Source organism: Nocardioides sp. (genome assembly GCF_044226765.1).
Taxonomy (GTDB): Bacteria; Actinomycetota; Actinomycetes; order Propionibacteriales; family Nocardioidaceae; genus Nocardioides.
Genome location: NZ_JBGAGJ010000012.1, coordinates 1 through 14,912, shown reverse-complemented (window position 1 = coordinate 14,912; position 14,912 = coordinate 1). Strand labels below are relative to the sequence as shown.

At 73.4% G+C, this 14,912-nt stretch carries 12 protein-coding genes, 2 tRNA genes, 1 other RNA gene and 1 pseudogene; 12 read left to right on the top strand and 4 right to left on the bottom strand.

Going from position 1 to position 14,912, the window contains the following annotated elements; all coding sequences use genetic code 11:
- Window positions 1-36 precede the first annotated feature (36 nt).
- The 3 genes from eccD to ACILRH_RS19615 are packed head-to-tail and all read left to right on the top strand — an operon-like array spanning window position 37 to window position 4,071.
- The gene (gene eccD, locus ACILRH_RS19625) at window positions 37-1,386 is read left to right on the top strand and encodes a type VII secretion integral membrane protein EccD (RefSeq protein ID WP_395695754.1); all 1,350 of its coding nucleotides are present in this window, start codon (window positions 37-39) and stop codon (window positions 1,384-1,386) included.
- Between the two features lie 10 nt (window positions 1,387-1,396).
- Window positions 1,397-2,827: a type VII secretion protein EccB gene (gene eccB / locus ACILRH_RS19620; RefSeq protein WP_395695753.1), complete on the top strand. Its 1,431-nt coding sequence runs from the start codon at window positions 1,397-1,399 to the stop codon at window positions 2,825-2,827.
- The gene (locus ACILRH_RS19615) at window positions 2,818-4,071 is read left to right on the top strand and encodes a S8 family serine peptidase (RefSeq protein ID WP_395695752.1); all 1,254 of its coding nucleotides are present in this window, start codon (window positions 2,818-2,820) and stop codon (window positions 4,069-4,071) included. Before eccB ends, ACILRH_RS19615 begins: the two co-directional genes overlap by 10 nt.
- Before the next feature lie 352 nt (window positions 4,072-4,423).
- Here ACILRH_RS19615 and ACILRH_RS19610 read toward each other — a convergent pair.
- Window positions 4,424-4,511, bottom strand: a tRNA-Ser gene (locus ACILRH_RS19610).
- A gap of 91 nt (window positions 4,512-4,602) precedes the next feature.
- Here ACILRH_RS19610 and ffs point away from each other — a divergent pair.
- The 7 genes and pseudogenes from ffs to ACILRH_RS19575 all read left to right on the top strand — a co-directional run bounded on the left by ffs (window position 4,603) and on the right by ACILRH_RS19575 (window position 10,805).
- Window positions 4,603-4,693: signal recognition particle sRNA small type (gene ffs / locus ACILRH_RS19605), an RNA gene on the top strand.
- 103 nt (window positions 4,694-4,796) lie between these two features.
- A pseudogene (locus tag ACILRH_RS19600) lies at window positions 4,797-6,482 on the top strand (DNA polymerase III subunit gamma and tau); the annotation flags it as partial.
- 331 nt (window positions 6,483-6,813) lie between these two features.
- The gene (locus tag ACILRH_RS19595; RefSeq protein WP_395695750.1) at window positions 6,814-7,185 is read left to right on the top strand and encodes a YbaB/EbfC family nucleoid-associated protein; all 372 of its coding nucleotides are present in this window, start codon (window positions 6,814-6,816) and stop codon (window positions 7,183-7,185) included.
- 4 nt (window positions 7,186-7,189) lie between these two features.
- Window positions 7,190-7,789, top strand: coding sequence for a recombination mediator RecR (gene recR, locus ACILRH_RS19590; RefSeq protein WP_395695749.1), 600 nt, complete (start codon window positions 7,190-7,192; stop codon window positions 7,787-7,789).
- A complete protein-coding gene (locus ACILRH_RS19585) occupies window positions 7,782-8,387 on the top strand; it encodes a DUF5063 domain-containing protein (protein ID WP_395695748.1) in 606 nt (201 codons plus the stop codon). The genes recR and ACILRH_RS19585 overlap by 8 nt, the downstream gene beginning before the upstream one ends.
- 103 nt (window positions 8,388-8,490) lie before the next feature.
- Window positions 8,491-9,765, top strand: a complete 1,275-nt coding sequence (locus ACILRH_RS19580) for an aspartate kinase (protein ID WP_395695747.1) — start codon at window positions 8,491-8,493, stop codon at window positions 9,763-9,765.
- Window positions 9,762-10,805, top strand: a complete 1,044-nt coding sequence (locus tag ACILRH_RS19575; protein ID WP_395695746.1) for an aspartate-semialdehyde dehydrogenase — start codon at window positions 9,762-9,764, stop codon at window positions 10,803-10,805. The genes ACILRH_RS19580 and ACILRH_RS19575 overlap by 4 nt, the downstream gene beginning before the upstream one ends.
- 83 nt (window positions 10,806-10,888) lie before the next feature.
- On the opposite strand, the gene ACILRH_RS19570 is transcribed toward ACILRH_RS19575, so the two are convergent.
- From ACILRH_RS19570 to ACILRH_RS19560, 3 genes are all read right to left on the bottom strand, one after another.
- Complete coding sequence (locus ACILRH_RS19570; protein ID WP_395695745.1) at window positions 10,889-11,548, bottom strand: hypothetical protein; 660 nt, start codon at window positions 11,546-11,548, stop codon at window positions 10,889-10,891.
- 91 nt (window positions 11,549-11,639) lie between these two features.
- Window positions 11,640-11,713 (bottom strand) — tRNA-Pro (locus ACILRH_RS19565).
- A gap of 64 nt (window positions 11,714-11,777) precedes the next feature.
- Complete coding sequence (locus tag ACILRH_RS19560) at window positions 11,778-12,704, bottom strand: metallophosphoesterase (protein ID WP_395695744.1); 927 nt, start codon at window positions 12,702-12,704, stop codon at window positions 11,778-11,780.
- A gap of 64 nt (window positions 12,705-12,768) precedes the next feature.
- Between ACILRH_RS19560 and ACILRH_RS19555 the strand changes: the two genes are divergently transcribed.
- Both ACILRH_RS19555 and ACILRH_RS19550 read left to right on the top strand, forming a co-directional pair.
- Complete coding sequence (locus ACILRH_RS19555; protein WP_395695743.1) at window positions 12,769-13,233, top strand: GatB/YqeY domain-containing protein; 465 nt, start codon at window positions 12,769-12,771, stop codon at window positions 13,231-13,233.
- Window positions 13,234-13,365: 132 nt separating this feature from the next.
- On the top strand, window positions 13,366-14,601 hold the full coding sequence (locus tag ACILRH_RS19550; RefSeq protein WP_395695863.1) for an IS110 family transposase: 1,236 nt from the start codon (window positions 13,366-13,368) through the stop codon (window positions 14,599-14,601).
- Window positions 14,602-14,912: the final 311 nt, after the last annotated feature.

Genomic DNA, 14,912 nt, shown 5'->3' with positions numbered 1-14,912 from the left:
CCATCGACCCACTTCCATCGAGGCAGGGGAGGCAGCATGAGCCACGCGCCGGTGCACTCCGGGCTGGTGCGGGTGACCGTGGCGTCCGGCACCCGGCGCGTCGACCTGGTCCTCCCGGGTGCCGTCGCCGTCGCCGAGCTGCTGCCCGAGCTGGCGCGCAGCGTCGGCCTGCTCGACCCCGCCACGGTCTACGGCGGCTACCGGGTGGTGGCCGCCGACGGCCGGCTCCTCGCGACCGACGCGGGCCTGGTCTCGCAGGGCGTCGAGGACGGCGGCCTGCTCACGGTGGCGGCCGGTGCCGACGAGCGGCCGCCGCGGGTCTACGACGACGTCGTCGAGGCGATGACCGACGTCGTCGAGCGCGACCTCACCCCGTGGGAGCCGGCCGCCGGGCGCCGCACGGCGCTCTGGGCGGCCGGGCTGCTGCTCGTGCTCGGTGCCGTCGCGCTGCTGCTGCAGCGCGGCGCCCTGCTGGCCGGGGTCGCCGCGGCGGTCGTCGCCGTCGCGCTGGTCGCGGCCGCCGTCGTGCTGTCCCGGGCGCAGGACGAGACCGACGCCGCCGTCGTCGTCGCCTGGACCGCCGCCCTGTACGCCGGCGCGGCCGGCCTGCTGCTGGTCCCCGACGGACCGTTCCTCGCTGCGCCGGTCGCGGCCGCGGGTGCCGGAGCGGCGGCCGCCGGGCTGGCCTGCCTGGTCGGGATCGGCGAGGGCCGCGCCCTGGTCATCCCGCCGGTCGTGGTCGGCGCCGTCTTCCTCGCCACCGGTCTGGTGCTGCAGGCGGCGACCTTCGACCCCGCGGTCGTCCTCACGATCGCGCTGGTGCTGGTGGTCCTCGGCGGCAGCGTCCTGCCGTGGCTGGCGCTCGGGACGACGTCCACGTCGGTCGACCAGCTCTACAGCACCGCCGACATCACCGCCGAGCCCCGACCGGTCGACGCCGCACGCGTCGCCGCCGACGCCCGGCTCGCCCACGACATCCTGGTCGCGGTCTCCGCGACCGTCGGCCTGCTGCTCGTGCTCGTCGCCCCCCTTGCCGTCTCGCTCGGCCTCGCCGGCACCCTGCTGGCGGTCACCTGCTGCGCGGTCGTCGTGCTCCGCACCCGCCAGTACCGCACCCGCTCGGAGGTCCTGGTCGGGTTGGTGTCCGGGGTGCTCGGTCTCGCCTCGACCGGCGCAGCGACCCTCTGGCTGCACCCGGACTGGCGGCCCGCGGTCGCGGTGGTGCTGGCGGCCACCGGGGCCGTCGTGCTCGCCGTGACGATGGTCCCCGGCAGCCCGTCGGTGCGGCGCGGCCGGCTCGGCGACGTCGCCGAGTCGGTCGCCCTGCTCGCCCTGCTGCCGCTGCTCGTGCTGGCCGTCGGCGTCTTCGCCGCCATCCGGGGCTGAGCGGCCGCGGATGGCCACCAAGAAGGACCTCGTCGAGGCCTACTCGTTCAACCGGCGCCGGCTGGTCACCGCGTTCGTCTCCGGCGCCCCGGGTGGGCGTGAGGTGGAGCCGGCTCGCCCCGGCCGCACGATCGTCGGCGGCGTCGCCCTCGCCGTGCTGCTCGCGGCGGGTGCCGCCATCGCCGGCGTCTTCGCACCCCGGACCCCCGAGGACTGGGACCAGCCGGGCCTGGTGATCTCGAAGGAGACAGGGGCGGCGTACGTCATCCTCGACTCCGGTCAGGGCGAGCTGCGTCCGGTCATCAACACGACCTCCGCGAAGCTCATCCTCGGCGACGACGCCGAGCCGACCCTGATCTCCCAGGACACCATCGACGACCAGCAGATCGGCGACGACATCGGCATCTTCGGCGCGCCCGCGAGCGTGCCGACGGCGTCGCTGCTCATCGGCTCCGGATGGACCGCGTGCACGGGCGACCAGCGCGGGATCCGGGTCCGGGTGACACCGGCCCCCGACGTCGACGTCGCCGCCGGCAGCGGGGTGACGGTCGTGAACGACGGCCACTACTACGTCGTCGCCCGGTCCGACCCGTCCGGGCCCGGTGCCGGTGGCTCCTACGTCTACCCCGTGCCGCCGCAGACCGCACCCGGCGTCGACCAGACCGACAACCTGCTCCAGCAGGTCGGGCTCCCGCCCACCGGCAGCGCGGTGCGGGTGCCGCGCGCGTGGCTCGAGCTGTTCCCCGTGGCGGCGCCCCTCGACTGGAGCGCCTTCGACCTCGACGGGTTCGGGCAGCGGCCGCCCGAGGCGCTCACCGGCGACGCGGCGCGGGCGAGGATCGGCGACGTGCTCGAGACCGACGACGGCACCTACCTCCTCGTCACCCGCACGGGGCCGGTGCAGCTGTCGGACTTCGCCGCCCAGGTCTACCTCGATGTGGTCCGCCCCGACGGCACGGTCGCGCGCCCGCTGCGGGTGTCGGCGCCGCCGAGCGTCCGCCGGGGTGACGACTCCTTCCTCACCGACACCCGCTGGCCGGCCGTCCGCCCCGAACCGCTCGGCGCCGACCCGTGCGCCCGACTGACCGCCGAGCGCGGCGAGGCGCCCACCGCCGAGCTCGCGGCGCCGGGGGACGCCTCCGCCGCCGGCAGCCTGCCCGCGGACCGCATCGACCCGGTCGTCGACCCGGGCCGTGGCGCGCTGGTGCTCTCCGGGGGGTGGTCGGGGTCGACGGCCGGCGCGGCGCCGTACCTCGTGGACGCGAAGGGCCGCGCCGACCCGCTGGCCGGCGCGGACGCAGCGGCCCTCCTCGGCTACGCCGACGTGCCGGCGCCGGTGGTGCCGGACAGCTGGGTCGAGCTGTTCCGGTGCGGCGTGACGCTGTCGCAGGAGGCGTCGCTCCAGCCCCCCACCGAGCCGACGGGTCCGTCGTGCGGCTGACGGCGGCCGCCGCCGTCGTCGGCCTGGTCGCCGCCGGCGTGGTGTGGTCGGCGGCTCCGCCCGCGGCGGCGGAGAACCCGCTGTGCAGCAGCGTCTCCGCGGACTCCGCCCCGGACGCCGTCACCCTCGGTGCCGGCCCGCTCGCGCAGCTCGACGTCGCGGCGGCCCAGCAGCTGGTCGACCGCTCCGCACCGGCCGGTCCGCCGGTGCGCGTCGCTGTCCTCGACTCCGGGGTCGACGACGCCCACGTGCCGGTCGTGGCCAGCCACTCGGTGGCCGGCAGCGGCCCGCCGGCGTACTTCCACGGCACCGCCGTCGCCGGGCTGGTGGCCGGCCAGCCGCGCGACGACGGCACCGGCGTCGGTCTTGCCCCGGCGGCCCAGGTCGTCGACGTCCGCGTCTACGACGGCGTCGACGAGCAGGACGGCGCGACCCTGACCCCGGACCGGCTGGCCGCCGGACTGGAGTGGGTGGCGGCGCACGCGGCCGACCTGCACGTGCGGGTCGCGAACGTCTCCCTCGCGGTCGACCCTTCCCCCCGCCTCGCGGCCGCCGTCCGGGCGGTCCAGCGGGCGGGGGTGGTGGTGGTCGCCGCGGCCGGCAACCGGCCGCAGGAGGGCGAGCCGTTCGACGACGACTTCGCCGACGGCAGCGCGGCCCCGGGGGAGGACGCGGCCGGCATCCTCTTCCCGGCCGGCTATCCCGGGGTCGTGACCGTCTCCTCGACCGCCGACGGCTCCGGCGTCGCGGACGTGACGCAGTACGTCGTCCCCAACAGCCGCACCACGGTCGCCGCGCCGACGTTCGACGCGGTGTCCTACGGGCTCGACGGCCGCCCGTGCGTGCTGGAGCCGCTCGCGACGTCGTGGGCGGCCGCGGAGGTGAGCGGGGTGCTGGCCCTGGTCTGCCAGCGGTTCCCCGACGAGGTCGCGGCCCAGGTGGTGGCTCGCCTGGTGCACACCGCCAACGGGCGGCCCGACACCCGCTCCCCGCTGGTCGGCGCCGGGGTGGTGCAACCGGTGGAGGCGCTGACCCGTCAGCTCGACCCGGCCCGCTCCGGCGCGGTCGAGCGGGCCGTCGCCGCACCGCACCCGTCGCCGACCGCGCGCGCCCCCGAGCCACCCGACGACGTCCTCGCCGGCGTCCGCGGAGACGCGGTGTGGTGGGGTCTGCTCGGTGGCGGTGTGCTCGTCGTCGCGCTCCTCGTGCGCCCCGTGCTCGCCCGGCGCCGGGCGCGGGGCTGATCCCGCTCCGGGCCCCGATGTCTTGGCCACCGCACCTGTCGCGGTTTCATCAAGGGATGTGGTTGAACCTGCACTTCCCGTGGTGGGCTCGCCGTGGGAGGTGGGGGTTCGCCTGCAGACCGTGGTGAACTTGTGGCAGCAGTGAGAGGAGTGGTCGGTCGTGGGCTCGGCGTCCTGGCTTCCGCACCTGTCACGGTTTCATCAAGGGATGTGGGTGAACCTGCACTTCCCGTGGTGGGCTCGCCGTGGGAAGTGCAGCTTCACCTACAGACCATGGTGAAACTGCGCCGGCCGCCCCGCACCTGACCCACGAACGGCGCCGCACGGTGGGTGCGACGCCGTTCGGTGTGACTGGCGGAGGTAGGGGGATTCGAACCCCCGAGGGCGTTAACCCAACCCGCTTTCCAAGCGAGCGCCATAGGCCACTAGGCGATACCTCCGCCGAGGAGGGTACCGGTCCGGATCGGGCCCGGCGAAATCGCCTCGGGCTCGCTTTGGAGGGCCGCGGTGCCCTCACCTACACTCGTCGCCAACCCCCCGTGTGGCGGCATCTCGCCCAACTCCCCCAGGGCCGGAAGGCAGCAAGGGCAAGCGAGCTCTGTCGGGTACGCGGGGGGCCTTTTCGTACGCCTCGCCGGCCGGCCTTTGAGCAGTAACCCGGCGGTACAGCTCGTGGCGCCGCCGCCCGCCTACCCCCTGTCGGACCGGCTGGTTAGGGTCTAGGCGTGGAGTCACCGCTGGCGCTGTACCGCCGCTACCGGCCCGAGACGTTCGCCGAGGTCATCGGCCAGGACCACGTCACGGCGCCGCTGCGAGCCGCGCTCGCGAACAACCGGGTCAACCACGCCTATCTCTTCTCCGGCCCGCGCGGCTGCGGCAAGACCACCAGCGCCCGGATCCTGGCCCGCGCGCTCAACTGCGAGCAGGCGCCGGTCGCGGACCCGTGCGGGGAGTGCGAGAGCTGTCGCGACCTGGCCCGGGGCGGTCCGGGGTCGATCGACGTCATCGAGATCGACGCGGCCTCCCACGGCGGCGTCGACGACGCGCGCGACCTGCGGGAGAAGGCGTTCTTCGCGCCGGTGCGCAGCAAGTACAAGGTCTACATCATCGACGAGGCCCACATGGTGACCACGCAGGGCTTCAACGCCCTGCTCAAGCTCGTCGAGGAGCCGCCGCCCCATCTGCGCTTCATCTTCGCCACCACCGAGCCGGAGAAGGTGCTGCCGACGATCCGCTCGCGCACCCACCACTACCCGTTCCGGCTGATCCCGCCGCGGCTGCTCTCGCAGTACCTCGGCGAGCTGTGCGACAAGGAGGGCGTCCGCATCGAGCCGGCCGCGCTGCCGCTCGTGGTCCGGGCCGGCGCCGGCTCCGCGCGTGACACGCTCTCCGTGCTCGACCAGCTGCTCGGCGGGGCCGGGCCCGAGGGGGTCACCCACGGTCTCGCGACCGGGCTGCTCGGGTACACCCCCGACACCCTGCTGGACGAGGTCGTCGACGCCTTCGCGGCCGGGGACGGGGCGGCGGTCTTCGGGGTCGTCGACAAGGTCATCGAGACCGGTCAGGACCCGCGCCGGTTCACCGAGGACCTGCTGCGCCGCCTGCGCGACCTCGTCATCGTCGCCGCCGTCCCGGACGCCCCGGCGACCGGTCTGATCGACGTCTCGGAGGACCAGGGGGAGCGGCTGGTCGCCCAGGCCGCCCGCTTCGGGGCCGCCGAGCTCAGCCGGGCGGCCGACATCACCGCCGCCGGGCTCACCGAGATGCGTGGCGCCACCGCGCCCCGGATGCTGCTGGAGCTCCTGTGCGCCCGGGTGCTGCTGCCCGGTGCCGACCACGGCACCGAGGGCGTCATGGCCCGCCTCGACCGGCTCGAGAAGCGGTTGACGATCACCGGTACGGCGGCCGCGCCGGCCGCGCCGGTCGCTCCGGCCGCCGCGTCCGCTGCAACTCCGCCCGGCCAGGACCGCCCCGAGCCGGCACCCGCGCGCCCCCCCGCCCCCGAGCCCGACCCGGAGCCCGTCGTGCGGGCGCCGGCCGCACCCGAGCCGCCGGCCGCCGAGCCGAGCCCGGTGCCCGAGCCGGTCGCCGAGCGGCCCGCGGACCCGGAGCCGGCGCCGGTCGCGGAGCAGACGCCAGCACCCGCTGCCGCTGCGGGCGCCGGTCTCAGCCTGGTCGAGGTGCGGCGGCTGTGGCCCGACATCGTCGACGCGACCAAGTCCCGCCGCCGGCTGGCCTGGATGCACCTGACCCAGAACTGCCAGGTCGTGTCGGTCGACGCCACCACGCTCACCCTCGGGTTCGCCAACGCCGGCGCCCGTGACTCCTTCGTCACCGGTGGCTGTGACGACGTGCTGCGCCAGGCCGCGGTCGACGTGGTCGGCGCGGACTGGAAGATCGAGACCATCGTCGACCCGAGCGCGCAGGCCGAGGGCACCCCGACCGTCGTGCGCGCCGCCACGGCTCCACCGGAGCCGCCGCCCGCGGCGGAGCCGCCCGCGCCGAAGGTGGAGCCGGGGTCGGTGCGTGCCGCGCGCGACGCGATCGCGCAGACCCGGTCAGCCGACGACCCACCCCCGGCGACCGGGCCGGACTGGGCGGCGGCCGACGCCGAGGCCGACCCTGACGACGTCGACGCCGACCACCAGGGCCTCAGCAGCGCCGAGCTGCTCCAGCGTGAGCTCGGCGCCCAGATGATCGAGGAGATCCGCCACCAGTGACCCCGACGACGGAAGGCCCACGATGACCCAGAACCCGTTCGATGCCCTCGGCGGCGGAGGCTTCGACATGAACGCCCTGCTCCAGCAGGCCCAGCAGATGCAGGAGCAGCTCGCCAGCGCCCAGGAGCGGCTGGCCGACACCGTTGTCGACGGCACCGTCGCCGGTGGGGCGGTCACCGTCCAGGTCAACGGCGTCGGCGAGCTGGTCGGCGTGGAGATCAAGGCCGGTGGGTTCGACGGCAGCGACCCCGACGACCTGTCCGACCTCGGCGACATGATCGTGGCGGCCTACCGCGACGCCAAGGCCCAGGCCGACGCCCTCGCCGGCGAGGCGCTCGGGCCGCTGGCCGGCGGCCTCCCCGGCGCCGAGCCGCCCGGCAAGCTGGGGTTCTAGTCCCTTGTACGAAGGAGTCGTGCAGGACCTCATCGACGAGCTCGGGCGGCTGCCCGGCGTCGGTCCCAAGAGCGCTCAGCGGATCGCGTTCCACCTGCTCCAGGCCGACCCCGTCGACGTGCGCCGGCTCGCCGACGTGCTGGTCGAGGTGAAGGCCAAGGTGAAGTTCTGCAGCACGTGCTTCAACGTGTCCGAGGACGAGCAGTGCCGGATCTGCCGCGACCCGCGTCGCGACCCCGGCGTGCTGTGCGTCGTGGAGGAGTACAAGGACGTCGTCGCGATCGAGCGGACCCGGGAGTTCCGGGGCCGCTACCACGTGCTGGGTGGAGCGATCTCGCCGATCGACGGCGTGGGGCCGGACCAGCTGCGGATCCGTGAGCTGATGGTCCGTCTCGGCGACGGGGCCATCACCGAGGTGATCCTCGCGACCGACCCCAACCTGGAGGGCGAGGCGACGGCGACGTACCTCACCCGGATGCTGCGGCCGATGGGGTTGCGGGTGACCCGGCTGGCGAGTGGACTGCCCGTAGGTGGAGACCTGGAGTACGCCGACGAGGTGACCCTGGGTCGAGCGTTCGCAGGAAGGCGATCGGCTGATGACTGACGTGACACCCCACACCCCGCTCGACCCGGAGACCGAGGAGTTCGCCGAGCAGATCGCCGACCAGGTCGAGAGCTTCCTGATCGCGCTGCGCGCGATCGCCGCGGAGGGTGACGGCGGCCGGGCGATCTCGCTGCTGCTCCTCGAGATCAGCCAGGTGCTCCTCGCGGGCGCCCGGCTGGGCGCCCAGCGCGACTTCACCCCGGCGGTGGAGTACCAGCCCGACGTCGGTCCCGAGCCCGACCTCGACGAGATGCGGCTGCGGCTGGCCGACATGCTGGGCCAGGTCGACACCTACAGCTACGTGTTCGACCCCTACGTGCCGGGCACCGTCGAGAGCCAGCTCTCCGACGACCTGACCAGCATCGCCACCGACCTCGAGAACGGGCTGCGCCACTACCGCCTGGGTAACGTGCACGAGGCGCTGTGGTGGTGGCAGTTCTCCTACGTCTCCTCGTGGGGCAACCTCGCGGGCGTCTCGCTCAACGCGCTGCTCTCGGTGGTCGCTCACGACCGGCTCGACGCGGAGGTCGCCGGCGAGGAGGAGCAGCTGGCCGCCGCCGAGGAGCTGCTCGACGGGGCCGACCCCGCCGCCCGCTAGGCCGCAGCGCCGGACTGCCCGGGGTGCGGGACGTGCGGGGAGCCGCTGCTGACGGCCACTAGACTCGACCACTGCGAACTCGTCGAGCTGGTAGGGACACACCGTGGGCATTGTCGTGCAGAAGTACGGCGGATCGTCGGTCGCCGATCCGACGGCGATCAAGCGCGTCGCGCGACGGATCGTGGAGGCCAAGAAGGCCGGCAACGACGTCGTGGTCGCGGTCTCGGCCATGGGGGACACGACCGACGAGCTGATCGACAAGGCGCAGGCGGTCAGCCCGGCGCCGCCGGCCCGTGAACTCGACATGCTGCTCACCGCGGGTGAGCGGATCTCGATGGCGCTGGTCGCGATGGCGATCGCCGACCTCGGGTTCAGCGTGCGCTCCTTCACCGGCTCCCAGGCCGGCGTGATCACCGACTCGGTGCACGGCAAGGCCAAGATCATCGACGTCACTCCGGGGCGCATCGAGTCGGCCATCGCCGACGGGCACATCGTGATCGTCGCCGGCTTCCAGGGCGTCTCCCAGGACACCAAGGAGATCACCACGCTGGGGCGGGGCGGCACGGACACGACCGCCGTCGCGCTCGCGGCTGCGCTCGGTGCTGAGGTCTGCGAGATCTACACCGACGTCGACGGCGTCTTCAGCGCCGACCCCCGCATCGTGCCGGCCGCGCGCAAGCTCGACCGGGTCGGCACCGAGGAGATGCTGGAGATGGCGGCCTCGGGAGCCAAGATCCTGCACCTGCGGTGCGTGGAGTACGCCCGCCGCTACGACATCCCGATCCACGTGCGCTCCTCCTTCTCCCAGAAGGAGGGCACCTGGGTCATCCCGGACAGCCAGGCAGGAGACGAGGACATGGAGCAGGCGATCATCGCCGGCGTCGCGCACGACCGGAGCGAGGCCAAGATCACCGTGGTCGGAGTGCCCGACAAGGTGGGCGAGGCGGCCCGGATCTTCGAGGCGCTGGCCGCCACCGAGATCAACATCGACATGGTCGTGCAGAACGTCTCCGCGGCGAAGACCGGCCTGACCGACATCTCCTTCACCCTGCCGCGCACCGACGGCCAGACCGCGATGGGGGCGCTGGCGCGGATCCAGGACGAGGTGGGCTACGACCAGCTGCTCTACAACGACCAGATCGGCAAGGTCTCGCTGATCGGCGCCGGCATGCGGTCCCACCCGGGCATCACGGCGACGTTCTTCGCCGCGCTCGCGTCGGCGGGCGTGAACATCGAGATGATCTCGACCTCCGAGATCCGGATCTCCGTCATCGTCGACGAGACGCAGGTCGACGACGCCGTCCGCGCCACGCACACCGCGTTCGACCTCGACGCCACCGAGGTCGAGGCGGTCGTCTACGGAGGCACCGGACGATGAGCGGCCTGAACGTCGGCGTCGTCGGCGCCACGGGGCAGGTCGGTGTCGCGATGCGGCAGATCCTGGAGGAGCGGGCCCTCCCCGTCGACCAGGTCCGGTTCTTCGCATCCTCGCGTTCGGCGGGCACCGTGCTGCCGTTCGCCGGGCGCGAGATCGTGGTCGAGGACGCCGCGACGGCGGACCCGACCGGCCTCGACGTCGCCCTGTTCTCCGCCGGTGCGACCACCTCGCGGGCCGTCGCCCCGCGGTTCGTCGACGCCGGGGTGATCGTCGTCGACAACTCCAGCGCGTTCCGCAGGGACCCCGAGATCCCGTTGGTCGTCTCCGAGGTCAACCCGGAGGCGGCCGCAGGTGTGATCGCGGCCGGCCGTGGCATCATCGCCAACCCCAACTGCACGACGATGGCCGCGATGCCCGTGCTCAAGCCGCTGCACGACGAGGCCGGACTGGTGCGGCTCATCGCGTCGACGTACCAGGCGGTGTCCGGCTCGGGCATCGCCGGCGTGGAGGAGCTCGCCACCCAGGTGACGGCGGCCGGTGACAAGGCGCGGGAGCTGGCGTACGACGGCGAGGCGGTCGCGTTCCCCGAGCCGGTGAAGTACGCCCGGACGATCGCCTACAACGTGCTGCCGATGGCCGGCTCGGTCGTCGACGACGGCCTGAACGAGACCGACGAGGAGCAGAAGCTGCGCCACGAGTCGCGCAAGATCCTCGGCATCCCCGACCTGCGGGTCTCCGGCATCTGCGTCCGCGTCCCGGTCTTCACCGGTCACTCGCTCGCGATCAACGCCGAGTTCGAGCGGGCGCTGACCCCCGAGCGGGCCACCGAGCTGCTCGTCGCGGCACCGGGGGTGGAGATCTCCGACATCCCGACGCCCCTGCAGGCCGCCGGCAAGGACCCGTCCTACGTCGGCCGGATCCGCCGCGACCCCGGCGTCGACGGCGACCGCGGCCTCGCGCTCTTCGTCTCAGGTGACAACCTCCGCAAGGGCGCCGCGCTCAACACGGTCCAGATCGCCGAGCTGCTGCTCGGTCGCTGAGGCGTTCGTTTCGCCGGTCGACCGGGGAAACGCGCACGACACGCCGAGCACCACCGGCGTGTCTGCACATTTCCCCTGACCACTCAGTCGCGGGCGGGCTCGATGAAGGTGCGGGTCACCCAGTGGGCCAGCGCGAAGGTGGCGGCGGTGATGACCGGCACCACCACGACCATCGAGGGGTCGAGCAGGTGGTCGACCAGGACGAGGAGGGCGACGACGACGGCGAGGCCGACCCCGAGGAAGCTGGTCGTGCCCGGATCGGTCACCCTCGCCAGGCGCAGCAGCAGCGCGCCGACCAGCACCATGACGACCAGGATCAGCCCGAGCAGCGGGTAGCCGACCCCGCCGCACGAGGAGGTGCCCAGCACGCCCTCGCACGAGCGCAGCGCCGCCCAGGTCAGCCCGACCGTCCCCAGGCCCACCACGGCCCCGCTGACGACCGCTGCCGCCATGCCCGGCGGGTGCCACTCACGCCGCGCGCGGCGCGCGGACGTGGGCGCCGTCGGCTCGGGCTCGAGGAGTGCGGTCCCGGTCGGGCCCGGGGGTGTGGGGACCGCGTCGACCGGTGCCGGGACCGGCTCGACGACGACCGGCTCGACGACGACCGGCTCGGGAGCGACCTGCCCGACCGCTGCCGGCTCCTCGGGCGTGGCCGCCGCGGCCCGCTGGCGGGGGGCGGACCGACGTCGCAGGCGGAGCTTGGGCAGCTCCAGCGACGGGTGCTCCTTGTCCGGTTCGGCCATGTCGGTGAGTCTGCCACCGCCGGCCGCCGCGGAAACGGTCCGGTGAACGAGGAAGGGCCCGGACCCGCACGCGGATCCGGGCCCCACAGGGTCGGGCTGACAGGATTTGAACCTGCGGCCTCCTCGTCCCGAACGAGGCGCGCTACCAAGCTGCGCCACAGCCCGATCGGCCCGCGCCAGCGGGCCGGGGGAAACCATACCCGGTCGGGTCGGGCCCCCTGAAATCGGTTCACCCCCTGGCGGGGACGAGGGTCAGCAGCGTCGCCTCGGGCCGGCACGCCACCCGGATCCGCGCGTAGGGGCTGGTGCCGAGCCCGGCCGACACGTGCAGCCACGCGGACCCCGGGTCACCGGGCCGCGAGTCGGCTGGGTGGCGGTGCAGGCCCTTCGCGCGGGCCGGCTCGAGGTCGCAGTTGGTGGTCAGGGCGCCGACCCCCGGCAGGCACACCTGGCCGCCGTGGGTGTGGCCGGCGATGACGGCGTCGTACCCGTCCGCGGCGAACTGGTCGAGCACCCGCAGGTACGGCGCGTGCGTGACGCCGAGCCGCAGGTCGGCGTCCGGGTCGGCCGGTCCGGCCACCTCGTCGAGCCGGTCGTAGCGCAGGTGCGGGTCGTCGACGCCGGCGAACGCGATCCGCAGGCCGCGCACCTCCAGCGACGCGCGGGTGTTCGTCAGGTCGGTCCAGCCGGCCTCGGTGAGCGCCGCGCCGAGCTCGCGCCACGGGAGCTGCGGCGCGTCGGTGCGACGCACGCCGTCGTCGGGCAGCAGGTAGCGCACCGGGTTGCGCAGGGTGGGCGAGAAGTAGTCGTTCGACCCGAAGACGTACACGCCGGGGGCGTCGAGGAGCTCGCCGTACGCGTCGAGCACGGCCGGGACCGCGCGCATGTGGGCGAGGTTGTCGCCGGTGTCGACGACGAGGTCGGGCCGCAGGCCCGCGAGGCCACGCAGCCACTCCTGCTTGCGGTGCTGCCCGGGCGTCATGTGCACGTCGCTGAGGTGCAGCACCCGCACGTCCGGGCTGCCGGCCGGCAGCACCGGGACCGTCACCCGGCGCAGCGTGTAGGCGCGTGCCTCGGCCATCGCGTACGCCGTGAGGCCGGCCCCGGCGACGACGGCGCCGACCGCCAGGCGGCGGGCGAGGGCAAGGGTGGTCACCCGCGCAAGGCTGCCACACCGCACCCAACGCCCGGCCACCCCACGGGGGAGCAGAATGGACCTCATGAGCGACCTCAAGGACCGTCTGCGCGCCGACCTCACCGCCTCGATGAAGGCCCGGGACGAGGTGCGCTCCTCGACGCTGCGGATGGTGCTGACCGCGATCACCAACGCCGAGGTCGCCGGCAAGCAGGCGCGCGAGCTGACCGACGACGACGTCGTCGGCGTGCTGGCCAGCGAGGCGAAGAAGCGTCGTGAGGCGGCGGCCGCGTTCACCGACGGCGGGCGTGCCGAGATGGCGGCGAAGGAGGCGGCCGAGGCGGAGGTCATCGCCGACTACCTCCCGGCCCAGCTGACCGACGAGGAGGTCGCGGACATCATCACCTCGGCGATCGCCCAGACCGGGGCTGCTGCCGAGGGGATGCGGGCCATGGGCAAGGTCATGGGCATGGTGCAGCCGCAGGTCAAGGGCCGCGCCGACGGTGCCGCCGTCGCCGCGGAGGTGCGCCGCCAGCTCGCTGGCTCCTGAGGACGTCTCGGGCTGATATAGGTCGGGTTAGTCCTTCACGGACACCTCCGGAGGTGCTTGGAAGGGACCGACAGGTTCTGTTCATCTGAAGGTCTGGCGTTGCTGCGCCGTGGTCTTCTGGCGCCCCCGGAGGTGAGTTCCGTGGTTGTTCAAGCTGCTCGCGTTACGTCCTCGACGGTCGTTGTCGCGGTCGATGTTGGCAAGATCGAATTCGCGTTCTCTGCGACTGATGTGACGCGTACGTCCCTGCTCAGGCCCCGGACCGGGTGCCCGATGACCGGGTCGTCTCTGGCGCAGGTCGTTGCCGACATCGTCGAGGTGCTCCCGGTCGATGCCGTGGTCAAGGTCGGCATCGAAGCAGCCGGCCACTACCATCGGCCGTTGCTGAACGCGGCGTGGCCGATCGGCTGGGAGGTCCTCGAGCTCAACCCCGCTCATGTCACCGAGCAGCGCCGGGTGCTGGGCAAGCGCACGGTCAAGACCGACGTGATCGACTTGCAGGCCATGACCGAGTTGCTGCTGGCCGGTCGCGGGCAGCCGGTCCGGGACCGCTCGCTGGTGCTGGGTGAGCTCACGGCGTGGTCGGCGCACCGGGCCAGCCGGGTGGTGGTGCGCACGGCCACCAAGAACCAGCTGCTTGGCCATCTGGATCGGACCTTCCCCGGTCTGACCCTGGCGCTGCCGGACGTGCTGGCCACCAGGGTGGGCCGGCTGGTCGCAGCCGAGTTCCCCGATCCGGCCAGGCTTGCGGCCCTGGGCACCGCCCGGTTCATCCGGTTCGGCGCGACTCGCGGACTGCAGATCCGTAAGCCCGTAGCAGACCGGCTCGTCCAAGCCGCTCGTGAAGCACTGCCCACCGCCGATGCCGCCGTCGCGCGGGCGGTTCTGGCCGCTGACCTTGCGCTCCTGGCGGACCTCGATGCCCAGGTCGACACGGCCACCGACCAGCTGGCGCGACTGCTGCCGCGGACCCCGTTCGCGCCGCTGTTAACGGTCCCGGGATGGGGTGTGGTCCGGGCCGGGAACTATGGCGGCGCTCTGGGTGACCCGGCCCGGTTCGACAACCACCGTCAGATCTACCGGACCGCGGGGCTCAACCCGATCCAATACGAGTCGGCCGGCAAGCGACGTGACAGCGCAATCAGTCGTGAGGGCAGCGTGGAGCTGCGTCGCGCTCTGATCGACCTTGGGGTCGGGCTATGGCTCAACGATCCCGCCGCCAAGGTCTACGGCGCCCAGCTACGTGCCCGCGGCAAGAAGGGCCTGGTCATCGCCTGTGCGATGGCGAACCGCGCCAACCGCATCGCCTTCGCACTGGTGCGCGACCAAGCCAGCTACGACCCAGACCGGTGGACCCAGGAGGACTGAGCGACCCCTTCACAACCACGGTCGGTAGTGCCAGGCTCGAGGGCACGAAGGACCCGGACCAGACGCCGCCCGGGCTATGGCAGACGCCGCAAGACGTCATGCCGCATCTAGCTTGGCGCCCGGGTCCTTCGCCATCACGGCAGCCCGAACGAAGCCAGACGACCCGCTCCCCAGCGAGGTCGAATACGTCAGCGTGGGCGCCCCGGCACCCCACAGCCAGGCACGCCGACAACACGCCCGCCACCAGCTCCCAGCGCGGAGTTAACGAAGCGCGCCCGACCAGAGACTTGACGCGACCTACAGCCAGCTAG